General features: G+C 56.4%; 15 protein-coding genes. 3 read left to right on the top strand and 12 right to left on the bottom strand.

Translation table 11 applies throughout. The annotated features are described in order from the left end of the window. Positions 1-69: 69 nt before the first annotated feature. From JOD97_RS08475 to JOD97_RS08465, 3 genes are all read right to left on the bottom strand, one after another. Complete coding sequence (locus JOD97_RS08475; protein ID WP_209715223.1) at positions 70-294, bottom strand: hypothetical protein; 225 nt, start codon at positions 292-294, stop codon at positions 70-72. Positions 295-419: 125 nt separating this feature from the next. Beyond that, on the bottom strand, positions 420-2,081 hold the full coding sequence (locus JOD97_RS08470) for an acid phosphatase (protein WP_209715220.1): 1,662 nt from the start codon (positions 2,079-2,081) through the stop codon (positions 420-422). 93 nt (positions 2,082-2,174) lie between these two features. Continuing rightward, a complete protein-coding gene (locus JOD97_RS08465; protein WP_209715217.1) occupies positions 2,175-2,522 on the bottom strand; it encodes a DUF6404 family protein in 348 nt (115 codons plus the stop codon). A 468-nt stretch (positions 2,523-2,990) separates the two neighbouring features. Between JOD97_RS08465 and JOD97_RS08460 the strand changes: the two genes are divergently transcribed. From JOD97_RS08460 to JOD97_RS08450, 3 genes are all read left to right on the top strand, one after another. Further along, on the top strand, positions 2,991-3,716 hold the full coding sequence (locus JOD97_RS08460) for a MotA/TolQ/ExbB proton channel family protein (protein WP_209715215.1): 726 nt from the start codon (positions 2,991-2,993) through the stop codon (positions 3,714-3,716). After that, complete coding sequence (locus tag JOD97_RS08455; RefSeq protein ID WP_209715212.1) at positions 3,706-4,128, top strand: biopolymer transporter ExbD; 423 nt, start codon at positions 3,706-3,708, stop codon at positions 4,126-4,128. The genes JOD97_RS08460 and JOD97_RS08455 overlap by 11 nt, the downstream gene beginning before the upstream one ends. Positions 4,129-4,202: 74 nt before the next feature. Further along, complete coding sequence (locus JOD97_RS08450) at positions 4,203-5,615, top strand: hypothetical protein (RefSeq protein WP_209715210.1); 1,413 nt, start codon at positions 4,203-4,205, stop codon at positions 5,613-5,615. A gap of 108 nt (positions 5,616-5,723) precedes the next feature. Here the strand turns inward: JOD97_RS08450 and JOD97_RS33090 are convergent, their stop codons facing one another. The 9 genes from JOD97_RS33090 to JOD97_RS08405 form a co-directional block, all read right to left on the bottom strand. Continuing rightward, positions 5,724-6,311, bottom strand: a complete 588-nt coding sequence (locus JOD97_RS33090; RefSeq protein WP_304511209.1) for a serine O-acetyltransferase — start codon at positions 6,309-6,311, stop codon at positions 5,724-5,726. A 56-nt stretch (positions 6,312-6,367) separates the two neighbouring features. Next, on the bottom strand, positions 6,368-7,441 hold the full coding sequence (locus JOD97_RS08440; RefSeq protein WP_209715208.1) for a DUF6492 family protein: 1,074 nt from the start codon (positions 7,439-7,441) through the stop codon (positions 6,368-6,370). A gap of 16 nt (positions 7,442-7,457) precedes the next feature. Beyond that, entirely contained in the window at positions 7,458-7,898 is a 441-nt protein-coding gene (locus JOD97_RS08435) for a hypothetical protein (protein WP_209715205.1), read from the bottom strand. Continuing rightward, positions 7,895-9,067 carry a glycosyltransferase family 2 protein gene (locus tag JOD97_RS08430; RefSeq protein ID WP_209715202.1) on the bottom strand — a complete coding sequence of 391 codons (1,173 nt, stop codon included), beginning with the start codon at positions 9,065-9,067 and terminating at the stop codon, positions 7,895-7,897. Before JOD97_RS08430 ends, JOD97_RS08435 begins: the two co-directional genes overlap by 4 nt. Positions 9,068-9,089: 22 nt before the next feature. Beyond that, positions 9,090-9,965: a hypothetical protein gene (locus tag JOD97_RS08425; RefSeq protein ID WP_209715199.1), complete on the bottom strand. Its 876-nt coding sequence runs from the start codon at positions 9,963-9,965 to the stop codon at positions 9,090-9,092. A gap of 1 nt (position 9,966) precedes the next feature. Beyond that, a complete protein-coding gene (locus tag JOD97_RS08420) occupies positions 9,967-10,911 on the bottom strand; it encodes a UDP-glucuronic acid decarboxylase family protein (RefSeq protein WP_209715198.1) in 945 nt (314 codons plus the stop codon). Next, complete coding sequence (locus JOD97_RS08415) at positions 10,908-12,821, bottom strand: glycosyltransferase family 2 protein (RefSeq protein WP_209715195.1); 1,914 nt, start codon at positions 12,819-12,821, stop codon at positions 10,908-10,910. The genes JOD97_RS08420 and JOD97_RS08415 overlap by 4 nt, the downstream gene beginning before the upstream one ends. Positions 12,822-12,825: 4 nt before the next feature. Further along, positions 12,826-13,983: a glycosyltransferase family 4 protein gene (locus tag JOD97_RS08410; protein ID WP_209715192.1), complete on the bottom strand. Its 1,158-nt coding sequence runs from the start codon at positions 13,981-13,983 to the stop codon at positions 12,826-12,828. 81 nt (positions 13,984-14,064) lie between these two features. Then, the gene (locus JOD97_RS08405; RefSeq protein ID WP_209715189.1) at positions 14,065-15,816 is read right to left on the bottom strand and encodes a hypothetical protein; all 1,752 of its coding nucleotides are present in this window, start codon (positions 15,814-15,816) and stop codon (positions 14,065-14,067) included. Between the last annotated feature and the right edge of the window lie 92 nt (positions 15,817-15,908).

Genomic DNA, 15,908 nt, shown 5'->3' with positions numbered 1-15,908 from the left:
CGTTCCGGCCCTGATGCTGTGTGCGGTGGTGATGTTGCGGTGGTCTTACGGTATTGATTACGGTATTGATTAGTCCCGCGCCCACACCGGCAGGCCGGTCAGGTCCAGGGCATCGTCGCGGACCCAGACCGGCAAGCCGCTGGCGTCGGTCGGTTCGAGCAGTTCGAGTTGTTCCTGTTTGAGCTGCGCGCGTCTGGCGCGGGGCGCCGGTGGACGCTTCGCTTCCGGTTCGAGCGGCGCGGCCGGGCTGAAACCGGGCAGGTCGAACGTGGCGTTATCTTTTTTATCTCTCATTTCAAAATCTCGTGCCCACGGCGCCGTCGAAAAGGCGCCGCTCAAAACAAAAGCCCGGCTGCAGGAGTCGGGCTCAGTGAGGTAATAGCCGCGATTGTAGCACACCGGCGCGGCCTGCAGGTCAATCAGCGGAAGCTCAAGGCCCCCGTCAGGTCGCCCGGCGGCGTCGCCTGGCGCGCGGCGAAGGCCTCGTTGCGCACCTTCAGCCCGTGCAGCAGCGGCAAATCGTGCAGGCGGGTGATGAAGCGCAGGATCGACGTGGTGTCGTAGAAGCTGTGGTCGACCTGGCCCTTTTTCGCGAACGGCGAGACCACGATGGCCGGGATGCGCGAGCCGGGTCCCCAGCGGTCGCCCTTGGGCGGCGCCACGTGGTCCCACCAGCCGCCGTTCTCGTCGAAGGTGATCACCACCACCATGTCCTTCCACTGCGGGGACTTCTTCAGGTGCTCGACGACGTTGGCGATGTGGGCGTCGCCGGATTCCACGTCCGAGTAGCCGGCATGCAGATTGAGGTTCCCCTGCGGCTTGTAGAACGTCACGGCCGGCAGCTTGCCGGCGATGGCGTCGGCGATGAATTTGTTCGAGATCGGGCTGTCGCCCATGCCGGCGTCGCGCAGATGCTCGGCGCGCGCCGCGGTGCCGGGCGCGAACTGGCGGAAGTAGTTGAGCGGCTGGTGGTGGTACTGGAAGTTGGGCTTCTCGCCGCCGCCGCGCGCGTCGAGCGCCGCCTGCCACGCGCCGCCGTACCACGCCCAGCCGACCTTCTTGGCCGACAGCAGGTCGCCGATGGTGTCGTAGGTCTGCGGCGGCAGGGTGGCGGCGTCGTCGGGATCGGCCAGCAGCTTGTCGCCGCCGGCGGCCGGGCGGATGTAGCTGGGCTGGTAGGGCGGCGCCATGGTGTTGACCGCGTAGCCGTCCGGCGTGATGGCGCCGTTGTTGACGTAGACCGGCATGCCGTCCATCGCCGAGGCGGGGCTGTCCTTGGTCACGCTCAGCCACATGCCGGTGGGACCGTCGTCGAGCACCGCGATCTTCTTCTTGGCCGCCGTTTGCGGGGCGTTGAAGTATTCCGGCGTGCGGCCGCTGATCAGGAACTGGTGGTTCAGGTAGGAGCCGCCGAAAGCGGCCATGAAGAAGTTGTCGCACAAGGTGTACTGCTCGGCGATCTTCCACAGGCCGAGGTTTTTGCTGGCCTCGCCGTAGTAGCCCATGACCATGCCGCCGGTGTTGCCCCACGCGGCGAAGCCGTCGTTCTTGCCGCCGTTGATCTGCATCTGGTTCTGGTAGAACAGGTGCCACAGGTCGCGCGTGATGACCGCCTCGGGCAGCGGCTTGCCTTCGGCGTCGGCCAGCTTGAACGGCGCGTTCGGCAGGTCCTTGACGTCGTCCTCCTTCAGCACGTATTTTTTACCGCCGATGTCCTGGGTGTTGGGCACCATGCCGCCCCACACCTTGGGCAGCGCCGGCAGCACGGAGCCGTCGCGGTCGCGCTGCAGGCAGGCGGCGGCCGGCGCGGCCGACAGCGGCGCGGCGGTGCCGGGGAAGTTGGCGAACAGGTTGTTGAAGCTGCGGTTTTCCAGGTAGATCACCACCACGTTCTTGACGTGGGCCTTGAGCTTGGCGTCGAGCGAGCCCTTGGCGGGCTGTCTGGCGGGGGCGGCCTCGCTCAGCGCGGGCAGGGAAGTGGCCAGGCCGGTCGCGGCGGCGGCCTGGAAGATGCGGCGGCGCGACGGGTTGGCGGGTGCGTCCCGCTGTGGTTGCGCTGTTACCGGTACCGTATCCTTCACTATAGCCTCCTGAGCTCGCCAAAAGGCATGATTGTGGCATCTCCCGCAGCAGTTGAATATGTCCAGCGTGTAAAAAACAGCGCGGCGTCCCCGCTACAGGGTTTTCCAGGAGGGCAGGCGGCGTGCTCTGGCGCTGCCGCGATAGTAAAAGCCGAATCCGGCGCCCAAGAACAGCGTGATCGCACAGACCAAGGCGATTGCCGCGCTTGGGGAAAAGGGCTTGTTTCCAAGGTCCATCATATAGAAGCCCAAGCCGCAAAAACCGAACGGCAATCCCATAATCAATATCAGCGGCAAAAGACCGATGAAGTGGGGCGGTGGAACCTGGACGCCAAATCGCCATAGAAATGGAAACATCGGCGGCAGGTAATTTCTCTCTTTGATATTCGTTTTGCGAAGCAAATTGAGCGCGATTTCTTTTTTTCGATCAAAGTCGTTCACATTTCATCCATTTATCAGCGACGCGACTCGATCATCTGTCCATGAATCGATGGGCTATCGACGCCGCGATCCCGGCGAATAAGCCAACAAACATGGCCCGTCCCCAGTCAATATGATAGGGGGTAGCCAGATAGCCCGTATAGATAACGGTACCGACTAGTGTTCCGCTGCCGAACAGGAGGAAGACAGGTAGAAATTTTTTGGCCGCGTGGGCGGCGTGGGGGTATCGGTGGCGCGGATGTTTAGTAAACGCTTTAATTTTGCAGTTTTCATTTCGCGACAGTATCTCCGCAAGCAATTTTAAAATTATTATTTAATTAATATCGGCCTGACTTCAATTGTGAAATTGACCAAGCGACGCAATGAAATTTCATTTTGAAGAGCCGCCTGGTTGAGGGCGGGCACTTTGCATTGACTTCCCACTGCCGTCATATTAGCATCGAAGTAACGTTTTTTATAGGTAATAAAATGATCGCTGTGAAACCACTTGCCGGTGCCGTCCTTTTGGCCGGCCTGCCGGCGGTAGCCTTTGGAGCCGAAATCAACCTGTTCGAGCAGCTCGTCGAAGGGGGCGCCGCCGTGCTGGTGACGTTGGCACTGTCGATACTGTTCCTGGCGGTGACGATCGAGCGCATCGCGCATCTGCGCGCCAAGGCCGTGGCCCCGGCCGGCTTGGTGGCGCGGGTCCAGCCGCTGTGGGCGGCGCACCGCTTCGCCGAGATTGAACAACTGCTGGCCGAAGACGGCAGCACCTTGGCGCGCGTGATCGCGTGCATGGTCGCGCAGCGCCATCAGCCTTACGCGGTCATCAACAGCGCCGTTGGCGACATCGCGTCGATGGAGTTGCGCCAGCATGCGCAAAAAGCCTACGCGTTGGCGATCGTGGCCACCGTCGCGCCGATCGTCGGTCTGCTCGGCACGGTGCTGGGCATGATCGACGCCTTCCATGTGATCGCCTACGCCGAAGGCATGGGCAATCCGGCCCTGCTGGCGGGCGGGATTTCAAAAGCGCTGGTCAACACGGCCGCCGGCCTGACGGTGGCCTTGCCCGCGCTGGGCATGCACCACTTTTTCAAGCACCGCCTGGCGACGCTCGGTCTGGCGCTGGAAAAGCAAACCAACACCCTGATCAATCAATGGTTCCTGCTCCAGCCGGAAACGCCGCCCCTGCAAGTGGTGCAGCATGCGCATTAATCTGGGCGAGGAGGAAACGCCTGAGATCGGCCTGATCGCGCTCATCGACTGCATCTTTTTCCTGCTAATGTTTTTCATGGTGGCGACCTCGTTCAAGCAGCCGGTCGGGGAAAAGCCGCAGAAGGAATTGCCGGTGACTTTGCCGAGCGCGCAAATGAGCTTGGACCGCATCGGCGCGGGCGCGGCGCCGCTGACGATCGGCGTCGACAAGCACGGCAAACTGTATCTCGACGGCAGCGCGGTGTCGGTGCAGGGGCTGCATGATCGCCTCAAGCGGGAGGCGGCGAGCACGCCTGGCCGGCCGATCCGCATCGACGGCGACGAAATGGCCCGCTACCAGGATATCGTCCACGTGCTCGACCTGTGCCAGTTCGAGGGCCTGACCAAGATTTCCATGCACACCCGCCGATGAAAGCGGACGCGTGGCACTCTTCGTCGCCGTTTGCGATCGTTTGGTCGGCCGCCGCGCGCCGGCCCTACTTATCCGTGTCTGTGCTCGCGCATGCCGCGCTGCTGGCCCTGTTGTACTACTTCGGTAGTTATCAGTTGTCGCTGCGCCAGCAGGAAGCCGATGTCGCTTCCAGCCTGCGCGCGACAAGCCAAGCGAGCTCGGCGCAGCGACTGCGCGATCTGCAGACCATCAAGCAATTGCTCGAGAAGTCGGCCGGCCGTGGCGACAGCGAGCCGGCGCCGGCACCGGGTGCAGCCATGCCCGCCGAGCCGGAGACGCCCCAGCAAATGTTGGACCAGGCGCGCGAGCTGGCCAAGGCGATCGACGCGTTGAACAAGGATATCCAGGCCGAGGAGCTGGCCATGCTGACCGGCGCGGACAAGCCGCCGGCCGTGGCCAAGCCGGCGGCTGTGGCCGAGGCGCCGACCGCGGCCAGCGAGACCCCCGCGCTCCAGGCCGACCAGGCAAGCGCGCCGGCAAAGCCGCCGCAGCGACACGAGGCCGAGGCGAAGGGTGGCAGCACCGACGCTGGCAATCCCCCGGCGGACCACCCGCGCGGCGGCGCGCAGGTCGCCGTCACCCCGGAGACCGCCGCCGGCGAAATCGCCGCGCTCGAAGCCAAGGCGCGGACCACGCTGGCACAGCGCGCGCGCCAGCTCCAGGCCAGGGCGAACGGCGTGCCGGTCGAGGCGGGCAGTCAAGGCACTGGCCCTGGGCAGGCGGGGGCGGCTGCCCAGGGCCACGGGCGCGGCAGCTCGGTGGGCGCGGAAATCGCCGAGTTTATCGGCACCGATAGGCCAGGCGGAGAGACGACGGCATCGAAGAGCTACTTCGGCAACAAGACCAGCTTCTTCGACAAAGGCGCCGGCCGGATTCCGCCGGTCGATGTCGCCACTATGGTGCCGGGACACGGGCGCATGCTCGGCGCGGGCGGCGAGTATGCCAACCGCGTCTACCTGAACAGCTGGTACATCATCGGACCGTTCGCCGGCCGCCACGAGGGAGGCCTGTTCGACAACCCTTCCTATCCACCGGAAAAGGCGGTGGTGCTGGACGCGGTTTATTTCGGCAAGGACAAGCGCCTGCTCAAGTGGCGCTACGTGACCTCCCAGAGCTATCCGTTGGTTCCACCGGACGCGGTCGAGGACTCGGTCTACTACGGCTACACCGAAGTCTTCGTCGACCAGGCCTGCGACTTGACCGCGTGGATCGGCGCCGACGACGATGTCCAGATCTACCTGAATGACCACATGGTTTGGAAAGGCGGAAACGTCAACAAGCAGGGATACTTTAACCAGATTTTCGAGGACGGCGGCGCCTATCTGCGCGACTACAACCGCACCGAGGGCAAGCGTGTGCTGCATTTCAACAAGGGCCGCAACAAACTGTTTTTCAAGCTGTCGAATGGCCCCAACAGCGCCTTCCTGTCGATGGTGCTGACACGCTAAGGGCGCGGTCGTCTTGTTTCATTGGCCGACGATGCCGAGGCATGTCCTGGTAGCATCAAACGCACGGGCTCCCGGTTCGGCAGTCGACGCCTTGGCTGGGAAACTGCCTTATAGCGCCGCATCGACCCGGTTGCCATTGTGTCTTACTATGCGCGCCGGAACGCCCACCACCGTTACATTTGCCGGCACATTTTTTATCACAACGGCGTTGGCGCCGACCGTCGAGTTTTCGCCTATCGTCACGCCACCGATGACTTTCGCCCCCGCGCAGATGGTCACGTTGTCGCCGATATCGGGACAATCGGTTTCGTTGGAGTATCCGACCGTGACTTGCTGATTTATCCAGCAATTTTTTCCGATACTTCTCGCCGCAATAATTGTTGAAAAACCGTGCTGGATAAAGAGCCCAGGTCCGATTGAATGCGAGGCGAGAAAAAGGGTGTTCATCGGGCGGCAAAAAATGCTCAGGAATTTTCCGACGGCCCCGACCCTGTAATAGAAAAGATTTCTGAATTCCGGGAAAAAAGTCATGAGCAGCAAAAAACGGTGGTAAATCCCTGTTTTTTTCTTATTTAAGACTATGTCGGTCCAGCGGTCGATGTCGGCATCGATGGCGGCGGTGCGATCGATGAGGGTAAACACCAGAAAGTGCGGTATCAAACGGCCGGCGCTCAGGATTAATAGGAAATAGTTCATCGGGCTATAGTTCTGTGAGAGTCATCATCGCGGCTGCGGGAATCAGACGCGGGAAGTCATCCATATGCCCCTTTTGCTGGATACGGTTGGTCATGCCGAACCGTCTGCGATATATTTTTTTCGGCCGCGGCGGCCACCCATTTTTCCATATCGCGATAAAACTCGGTCTTGGACGCGTAGCGCGAGGGCAGCCAGTGGGCTTCCGGTATCCAGGATTGGATAGCTGCAAAATATCCGGCTTTCTCGCCGAAGAAGTGCGCCTGATTGTATTCTCTGGGGACAAGGTAATGATGGCTTTCGTGCCAAACAGACTTTTCCAGGCTGAGAATGGCGTTGCAGTCCGCCTCTTTGTACACCTTTTCCAATATATTTTGGCTTTCTAAAAAACCAAAATACAGGCCATACTCTGTCCACCGTTGAAATTTCGCCAGTGCATCGACCCAGTCGGCGCGGTGCTGGCGTTCCAATGCCTGGATCAATAACCTAACATGCGAAGTGGAAAGAACTACCGGCGTCTCCCCATAAAAGCGATCCATCCCGCCTTCAACGAAATTTTGATTCACCACGCGCGAGGAACTGGCGAAACGGTCACGTTTAAATTTCTTCTCTTGTTGAATGAAATCAGGGCGGTAGAGCCGGGAATAATCGGCGCTGGTTTCGATGTTCAACAAGCACCGCTCGCCAACCACGAAGCTGTCGTAGCCGCATGGCCGGATGCACACAATATCGCTGTCCAGCACCAGATAATATTTTGTCTTCACCAGTTCATGCGCGGCGAGTTTGATCACCTGTTGCGCGTACCAGCCGCCCATCCCGTCGACATCGGCTCGCAGCACCGCGCCGATTTTCGGGACGACCACGGATTCGGCAAGGACCACATATCTGTCGTCCGTGGTCACGCCGGCCATCAGACGCCGTATCGCGTCGACGTGTTTTGCTGGGCAGACGATTAAGAACTCGCATAAATCGTTCTGGTCGAACATCGCCAGAAATGAGCTGATCAGGAGTCTGAATCGATGTGCGCTGTCGTTGTTGACCTCCTGGCGCCAGCGCGAAACGTCGCCAATGGATTCTTCCAACGTGAACGGGACGACGAAGGAGAGCTTTTTATGTGAATTTGAAATATTCAATTTCGTTACCGCCGGCTCACATGGCAGGAAAACGGAAACCCCGGGAGGTTCTCACCGCCAACCGTTTTTTTTCCTTCTTTACGAAGAACACGGCACGGCGCGCCCTGACGAATTTTCTAAATTCCGCCTTCGCCTCGTCCTTAAATCTTGGAGAGAATAGAACATTCATGATGAAGGCGATGTTCCCTTCTCGAAACTCCCAAAGCCTGGACGGTGAGAGATTGAACTGGCTGGCCATCCTGACGCTTTCCTTGTTTGCCCCGGCCCAAGAAACGTAGCCAACGGGCTCGTTTTTCCCATTCCATAAAATTGTCAACGTCTTGGCTTCGGCTGCCATCCTCAAATTGGTCAGTGTGGCCGCGCTCAGATTGATGCCGGAGCGGGATACCAAGTCCAAAGCGATGGAAAATTCGCTGGGTGCATTCTTATACATTGAGTAGCTTTCGGTTTGTGTCAATTATTTAACACCGCCATGCCGCGGTTTTCATGACCGGCGGCGAGGCCGGCCCGGTAGTCCACGGCATCCCGACGTCTGGCGGCGTCGACATGACTTTTCATGCGCGCCACGTCTATTTTTCTATTGAGCGGAAAATAATAAATGGGGTACGACGGATCTTTGAAATTCTGGACATGCACATCGAGACCTGAACTGTCCGCATGGTCGAATAAGATAAGTCTTCCGATATTTTCGCGAATTTTCATGATGAATAACGCGAATTCGTCCACTGAGAACTCGTTCTTGAAATTGTCTATGCAAATGTCGTTTTCCACGATGGCGAACTCGGCGTAGTCGTGTCCCTTGACCAAAACATGGACCGGATCGGGGTAGTGCGCCAGCGCGCTGGGATGGAGGCACAAAAAATAGTCGATGTTTTTCAGATACCCATCCATTCGTGCCCGGCTGATGGAAATGTCGTCCCTGTGGCCGAGGTTTTGATGAAGGACCTCAAGATAGGGATTGATATGGATATCGGCATGCGCCTGGCATAGTCTGTATGCGAATTCGACATCCTCAAGCCCCCAATTAAGCATCTTCTCATTGAATCCACCGGTCTTGCGGAGCCATTTCCTGGACATGGCGATGTTGCAGGAGTACGCGTGCAGCCATGGATCCGGGACCACCCTGGCGTTAAAAGACTGGGCGGAGAACGTCAGGTACCGGTAATCCAGGCTCGAAATATCTTCCATGGGAAACTTGAACGCGTCGAATAGCGTCCCATCGGCGATGGTTTCTCGAGAGATTCCGCTGCGCTTGTGAATGCGGTTGCCGATCACTACACAGTCATCGTTGGCGTCGAAGTAGCGGTCCAACTGTTGCAAGTGATCGTCTTTTACAATGATGTCGGAGTCGATGAATACGACGAAATCTCCGCAGGAATTCTTCCAACCGAAGTTCCTGGCTCTGGAGCGACATGATTTCTCGTCGCGCTCCATTCGCACAAGCCTCAAGTTCAATAGCTCTTGAAAATCGTCAAGTGAAGCGGGCAGATCGTCCGTGGATCCGTCATCGGCAACGACGACCTCATATAGATCTTTTGAATAACCGCGCTGAACAACCAATGACTGCAGAGAGTTCCTCAAATTATCCCGGTTGTTATAGGTCGGTATCACGAAACTATATTTCATATCTACGTTCTTTAACAAATGATCATGACGACACGTCAGCCGAGAGACTCAGGTTTCGGTAATGATCCCACAGTTTCTTGTACGGTATTTCTGACAGGGAGCCGTTGTCCGACTGCCAGATCCCGGCCCAATGCAACAGGAAAATAGGAGGGAAGTTCGGCATGTGTAACTTGCCGTCGCCCACGATGCAGCCCGGATTTCCCGCCCACATTTCCAGCTTGACCGTGGGATCGGCGCCTGACACGAGAAACGTCAACAAGCTACCGTAGCGATGGCCTGACGTTACGATCAGATAATTGAGGAATGGCTGTTCCATGCACTTCAATTCCATATCGTCTTTTAACCGCAATCCGGCATCGACTTTAGCTTCTATCTGGCCCATGTTCAGCAGGTGTCGCGTGCTCACGAAAAAGCCGGTGTTCGCCGCGAAGGCTATCTGCTCTGGGGCCAGAATATTCTTTTCGTAGATGCTATCCTTCCATACCCATTGCCTGATGGCCTCGATGTTGGAATGGGAGGTGTAAATGTCGCAGCGATGTAGATTTTCGTAGGCGAAGTCGACGGAATCCAGCACGACGGTATCGAGGTCGATATAGATGAATTCATCGAATGTCCCTTCCCAAGCGACGAATTTCCTGTAAGCGCCCAGCCTTTTTCCGTGAAATTTCTCGCTTATGGCATCACAACTGGCGAGCAGGTGATCATCCTGGAAGACCGAGAATGCGTAAGTGTCCTTGAGCGCAATTATCCGGTCAACATCCTGGTCGTAGGGGATCAGGCATAAGTCCAACTCCCGGTTGTGCGTCCTGAAGCTGTTCAGAAAGGCGACCGCCAGTTCATAGACTTTATTGTTTGCTAAAAAATACACGCCGCGGCTTGGTTTCTTTGTAGCGTCCATGTCATTCGTCATTTTTTAATAAGTTGAAGAAATAAGAAATCGTTTTGTCCAAGCCATTTTCCAAGGAAATCCGTGGCGACCAGTCCAGCTTCTCCCTGGCCATTCCGATGCACGGGCGGCGCCGCGCGGGATCGTCCTGAGGCAAAGGTTTGAAGACGAGGAGGCTCTTGGAGTTCGTCATCGAGATGATCAGCTTGGCCAGCTCGATCATGGTGAACTCCACCGGATTTCCAAGATTGATCGGCCCCGTGCAATCTTGATCCGTCGCCATCAATTTCACCAACCCGTCGACCAAGTCATCGACGTAGCAAAAACTGCGCGTCTGATTGCCGTCTCCATAGATCTCGATCGGTAGTCCACGCAAGGCGCGAACAATGAAATTGCTGACCACCCTGCCATCGTTGGGGTGCATCCTGGGGCCATAGGTGTTGAAGATACGCGCGACCTTGATAGGCACCGCGTGCTGGCGGTAATAGTCAAAAAACAGCGTTTCCGCGCACCGCTTGCCCTCGTCATAGCAAGCCCGGATGCCCACCGGATTGACCGATCCAAAATAGCCCTCCACCTGCGGATGCACCTCCGGATCGCCGTATACCTCGGATGTGGACGCCTGAAGTATTTTGGCGCCGGTGCGCTTGGCCAGTCCCAGCATGTTTATCGCGCCGAGCACCGACGTTTTTGTCGTTTGCACCGGATCAAATTGATAGTGGACTGGCGAGGCCGGGCATGCCAGGTTGTAGATCTCATCGACCTCGAGAGAAATAGGGGAGGTGACATCATGTCGAATGCTCTCGAAATATGGCCGGTTCAGCAAATGCACGATGTTGGATTTGCTGCCTGTGAAATAATTATCCAGGCACATCACATCGCCATTTTGTTGAAGAAGTTTTTCGCAGAGGTGACTGCCAAGAAAGCCGGCGCCTCCGGTGACGAGAATTTTTTTCACACCGCCACCTCGGCTGAGTAATTTTTATAGCTTTCGGAGGTATATAAAAAACCGGCGTCAACCAAGGCGTTCACCCCTGCATATCTCTCATATTTATTTGAGAGGTTGCAAAAGTTATTTTCTTCAATCATGGAAAGGTAAGCGGATATCTGGTCTTTGATAATGAACGAGAAGGTGTCGTTGCTAATCCCTTCGTCGATATTTTTCTTCAATGACGTGGTCAATTTATAATGTTTGAGCAGGCATGTCACGTCGGCTATTCTTGATTTGTTACAAAAATGCGGCATGGTCACAGGCTCGATATGATGGTCGAGGAAGATCAAAGGATGCTTGGTGAGTAAAAATTTGCTTTCGCCCGTTTTGATATGTTTCTGCCTCACGCCACCATAGTAATTTCCAATGGTTTTCACAGGGAGAACGTTATGGTCGTTGAATGCTTCGAAGCCGGAAAAATAGCCGCCCCATTGTATGTCACTTAAATCGAAGCTCGTGTAAATGTCTTCGAGATAAGGGCTTGTTGCGTTTTGCTCTGTCGCAAACATGTCGAGCATATAGGCCACCACGGCTGTATATCGATGGGTGTTTAGGTAATCCAGGAACGCAGCCATGGTGTTCCGCTCCGAGCCCGGATACTCAAATAACTCGTCAATGTCGACGCACAGGCACCACCGTGAAACGCAATGCTTCTCGATAATTGTTCGCCGGACTTCGCTCTCGTATTTTTTGTGCTTTAACGACGTGGTATAAATTGTCACGTCCGGCTGTTGGCGTAGCGTGCGCAAGGTGTCGTCAGTCGATTCATTGTCGATGAAGAAGAAATGCCTGGCGCCGAGCTTGCGATAATGCCTGAGGAAGGACGGCAGATACTCATCGCCGTTCTTTACCAGGCAAACGACGACAAATTGATTTTTTTCGTATGCCACACGAGTCGGACCGAAAATATGGGGTATTGCGTCCAGATAGACTACCCTGTTGGGATCGTCATGCCAGCTGTCTTTGTTCTCCAATAAAACGCGCTGATCGCTGTGATTGTTTATGATGTTAAGCATCCGGTTTGCACTGTTGCCTAAATTGTAATATTCTAATTTGTCGGCGGCGTACTCTAGCGCGTAATCGGCGGCATTGGCGTCCGATGCCAGCCACGAAAGCGTCTTTAACATCTGCCGGTAAGTGCTGTGTGCCGTCAGGGAGAAACATCTTTTAGCCACTTCGGCGGCGCTTCCGCCGATCAGTATGGCTGCGCGGCTCGTTAGATACAGCAGCTCGTCATCGTGATCCTTGAATTTTGAGTCAAAGCAGATAAATGTATAACTGGCCAATTTTTCCAGCGCGGCCGGATTGTTTTTGAGATGACCGGTGATGATATCGATCTTGCATCCGCCGCAATGGCCGGTGAAGGCCGGCGCGATAAGTTTGAGGAGGAGCGCCTTCACATAGCTGAAGCGCGCCGGCGGGACAAAAACCGCTGTTCTGTTATTTTTTTCGGCGGGAACGCACAACGTTTGAAGATCCGCTGGATGGGTCAGCTCAAAGATCGGGCGCTTGATGACGCGTTCGAAGCGCAGGACCGTGGCGTGATCATTGGCGAAGACGAGATCGGCTTTGCTGTGGATTTCGGACAATCTGACGCCGTCCTCGGACGCGTGTCGATCAAAGGCAGACGTGTCGAGGGATAGAATCAGCCTGGTCTTGGATTTTTCGCCCAAGGCGACGCGCAGCCGTTCGATCAGCGCATAGTTTTCAGGACACAGAATGACGTGGACGATGTCATACCGTTCGATATCGGCGCGCTGTGCCAGCGCGCCTGGCTCGACGAGCGCACCTCGAAACGCCTTGACCCACTGCGCCGCGCCGATCGCAAGCTGGTGGCCGCCGGTTATTCCGCTGTTAAGCAGGCAATACTTCAACATGGTTCTACGCCTCGACTAGCTCTTTATTGGTGACTACGTGGGTGTACAAATTGCAATAGATATCGCTTACCCGGTTCCACGTATACCGCAAGGAGACGTTCTCGAAGGCGTGCTCGGCAAGCGCATCAGCCATCGCCGGATCACGGAGCAATTGGATGATTTTGCCGGCAAGTTCCACAGCATCCGTGGTCTCATACATCAGGCAATCCCGGTTTTCGACCAGAATCTCTTGCGCGCCGGCGATACGACTGGAGACGAGCGCAACTTTTTCCGCCGCCGGTTCCAGTACAGAATATGGAAAATATTCTATTTCGCTAGGCATCACCACCACACTCGCCTTGGCAAAGAGCAGGTCTTTCTCGGCGTCCGTGATCCATCCCAGCACCTCGATAAAAGCGCTCAGTTTTTCTATTTTTGCGTCTATTTTTTTCACATAGGTTAAAACGTCATTCTCCCAGCTGCTTTCTTTTCTGCCGGCGATGATGAACTTTGCGTCAGGCAGTTCGCGCACGACGTGGGGGATGGCATCCAGTAGATATTCGATGCCTTTGCCATGGCTCCATCTGGACATGCACAAGACGATTTTTTCCGGCTTTTCAAGTTTTTCCATATGCTCGGTGGCCCGGCAATTGATCGCGTTCGGGATGATGTGGAAGTCGGCCATCGGCGCCAGCTCCGGATAGGCATTTAGCAGCCAGCTTTTTGCCGTTTCGCTTAGCAGATGGATGTGGTGGCTGTTTTTAAGTAAATAGTCCTCGTGGAACAGGTCGCGATCCGAGCTATTCCTGATCAACTGTTCGTGTTTGGCGATGGAGTGAGAGCTGAAGACGATTTTCACATCGGCGCCGCATTCGTTGAGTGCCTTGACGAGCGCGTAGGTATGCTCTCCGGAGTGCATGATGTGAACGACGTTATAGCCGCGCGTTTGGATCAGCTTCCGGATCGTCTCGATGTAATGGGTGTGATACGACTCTTGGTGAAGTCCGGACCGGAACAGGTCACCCGAGAAGTCGTCGAGTGCCAGCCGCCACTGCAGCAGGAAGACATCGAATTTCAGCTTTCCCAGCAAAGCTCCGCTGAGCCCATTGATAACCCGGGCTACGCCGCCGGAAACCTGCGGGCCAAATTCATAGCTAACGAATAGCACATTCGGATCGATCATTGCGTCCAGTCCCCTTGATATCGGTATTTTTATTGTGACGATTTAGCGCTATTGGCGATTGCTTACGCTGCTTCAGCGGCGTTATGCATCGCTCTCAAGTCCGGTCAGAACCTGGTGGATGCCATTCAAATAGAATGACGGGTCGAAGTTCCCGCTCATGCTCGCACCCGGATACCGGTTCGCCATGAATTCGAGACAATCGGCGTAGCGGGAAAATTCACGACGCTCATCCGCCGCGACGACATAGATGTGCTGTGATTCTTCAAAGCTGACGCGAACGGCGGCGGTTTCGAGTAGCGGGACACTGCCGCTGGTCGCCGTCGAGAAGATCCATTTGGCATAGCCGATGCACTCGGCGATAAACTCGCCGACGCGGGCCGGCGCTTCCTGGTGCGACAAATAATACAGATGGGATATCAAGCGCTTTTTATAAAAGAAGGATGACAAATAGGCCCATCTCAGTGCCTTGATGGCGCAGGCGATGCGCTTGCTCCTGGTCGCCGCCGCGCCGTTTCCGTCCGATGCTGCAATGGACTTGAGGAAGACGCGCTCGAAGGCGGCGGCGACCGCGCCCGCATCCAGATCTGAGGGCGACAGCGCCGCTTCCAGAGCGCTCGCGCCGGCGCCGTCGTTGGGTAAAGAGCGATACAGCGATCGCATGAAATCGATGACCGGATCTTCCGGATCGGGGACATCGTCGACGTCGGACAGGGATTTTTTGTGTCTGGTGATGACGGAAAAAAAAGCGCGGGCGACCAGCTTGCCGTCGTCGCCCTCGGCGATCTCCGTCAATTCGGCGGAGGGCAGGCCCAGGATGCCGAGCCCATAATAGGCGAAGCAGCTATCGAAAACACGCTGGTAGTAGGCCATCAATGGTGCGAGGTTGAAATTTACGACATTGCTCTTCCCGAAGATATACGCCAGCTCGGACAGCACGTAAGCGGGAATTTTCGGATCGTCGTAGAACGCATTGAGCCCGGTGAAATTTTTTCCGCCACTGAGGAACCGGGCTTCGGTCAAATCGATCCAACGGCCGTCCAGGCACATGTTGGACGCCGTCAGCGCGCCGTGCGTGATCCTCGCGGCCAGGGCGAAAGACATTTGTTTTGCCGACGATAAGAGGAATTTTCCGAGATAGCGGATAAAGTCGTTGTCGCCGGCGAATTTTTCCCTGAGGCGTTTGTTGACGATGCGCACCCTGTTACTGTCCCTCATTAAGTTGCTCGATTTCGCCGGCGTGAAAACATCCGCTCTCATGAAATGGGCGGGTCGTAAGGTCGGCTCCCGCACCAGCAGGGCGCCGCTGGCCGGCGTTAATTGCGCATCTTGCGCGGCACCGTTCACCGAGTGGAACGCGCCGGTTTTGGAGGTAAAAATAATTCCGTAGATCTTCGCGCAGCCCAGCGGCAGCAGATCGTTCAATATCGTCGAGAAGATCGCCTCGTAGGCCGCGTCCACTAAATTTAACGAGCCGTACGAATACCATGTGGTGCTGCTGTTCGTCACCGGATTCGGTCCGGCCCCCTTCACCTGGAAGTTGGCGTAGTTGCCGACGCGGCCGCCTCCGCCGTTATCGCCGACGCCGCCGCCGCCGTACCGTTCCGCCTCGTAGACGCGGTGATCGCGCAGGTCGAGGGACGCGGCATCGAAACATCGGTTTTTTTGGGGGACGTAGGAAAAAAAATTTGCGAAACTTTCTGGCGACAGGGAGGAATTCAATACCTTCTCGATGTTGTCGGCCTCGGCCTCATTCATCCAGATGGTGTTGGTGTTGAGCAGCCGGTAGCAATCGTATCCAACCAGATTTTCCTTGAAGTCGCCGATGTTAAGCATGTGTTTCCTATCGCTGATATGTCTGTCTAATGGCCTTTGGTGTTGGCCAAGCCTGGTGGTCACATCACATTCCTGCCATCAGGCCCGCCAAC

The organism is Duganella sp. 1411, assembly GCF_017833525.1.
In the GTDB taxonomy this organism is placed as follows: Bacteria; Pseudomonadota; Gammaproteobacteria; order Burkholderiales; family Burkholderiaceae_D; genus Rugamonas.
The sequence above is the reverse complement of the archived record's forward strand: the minus strand, read 5'-3'. Positions and strand labels throughout refer to the sequence as shown.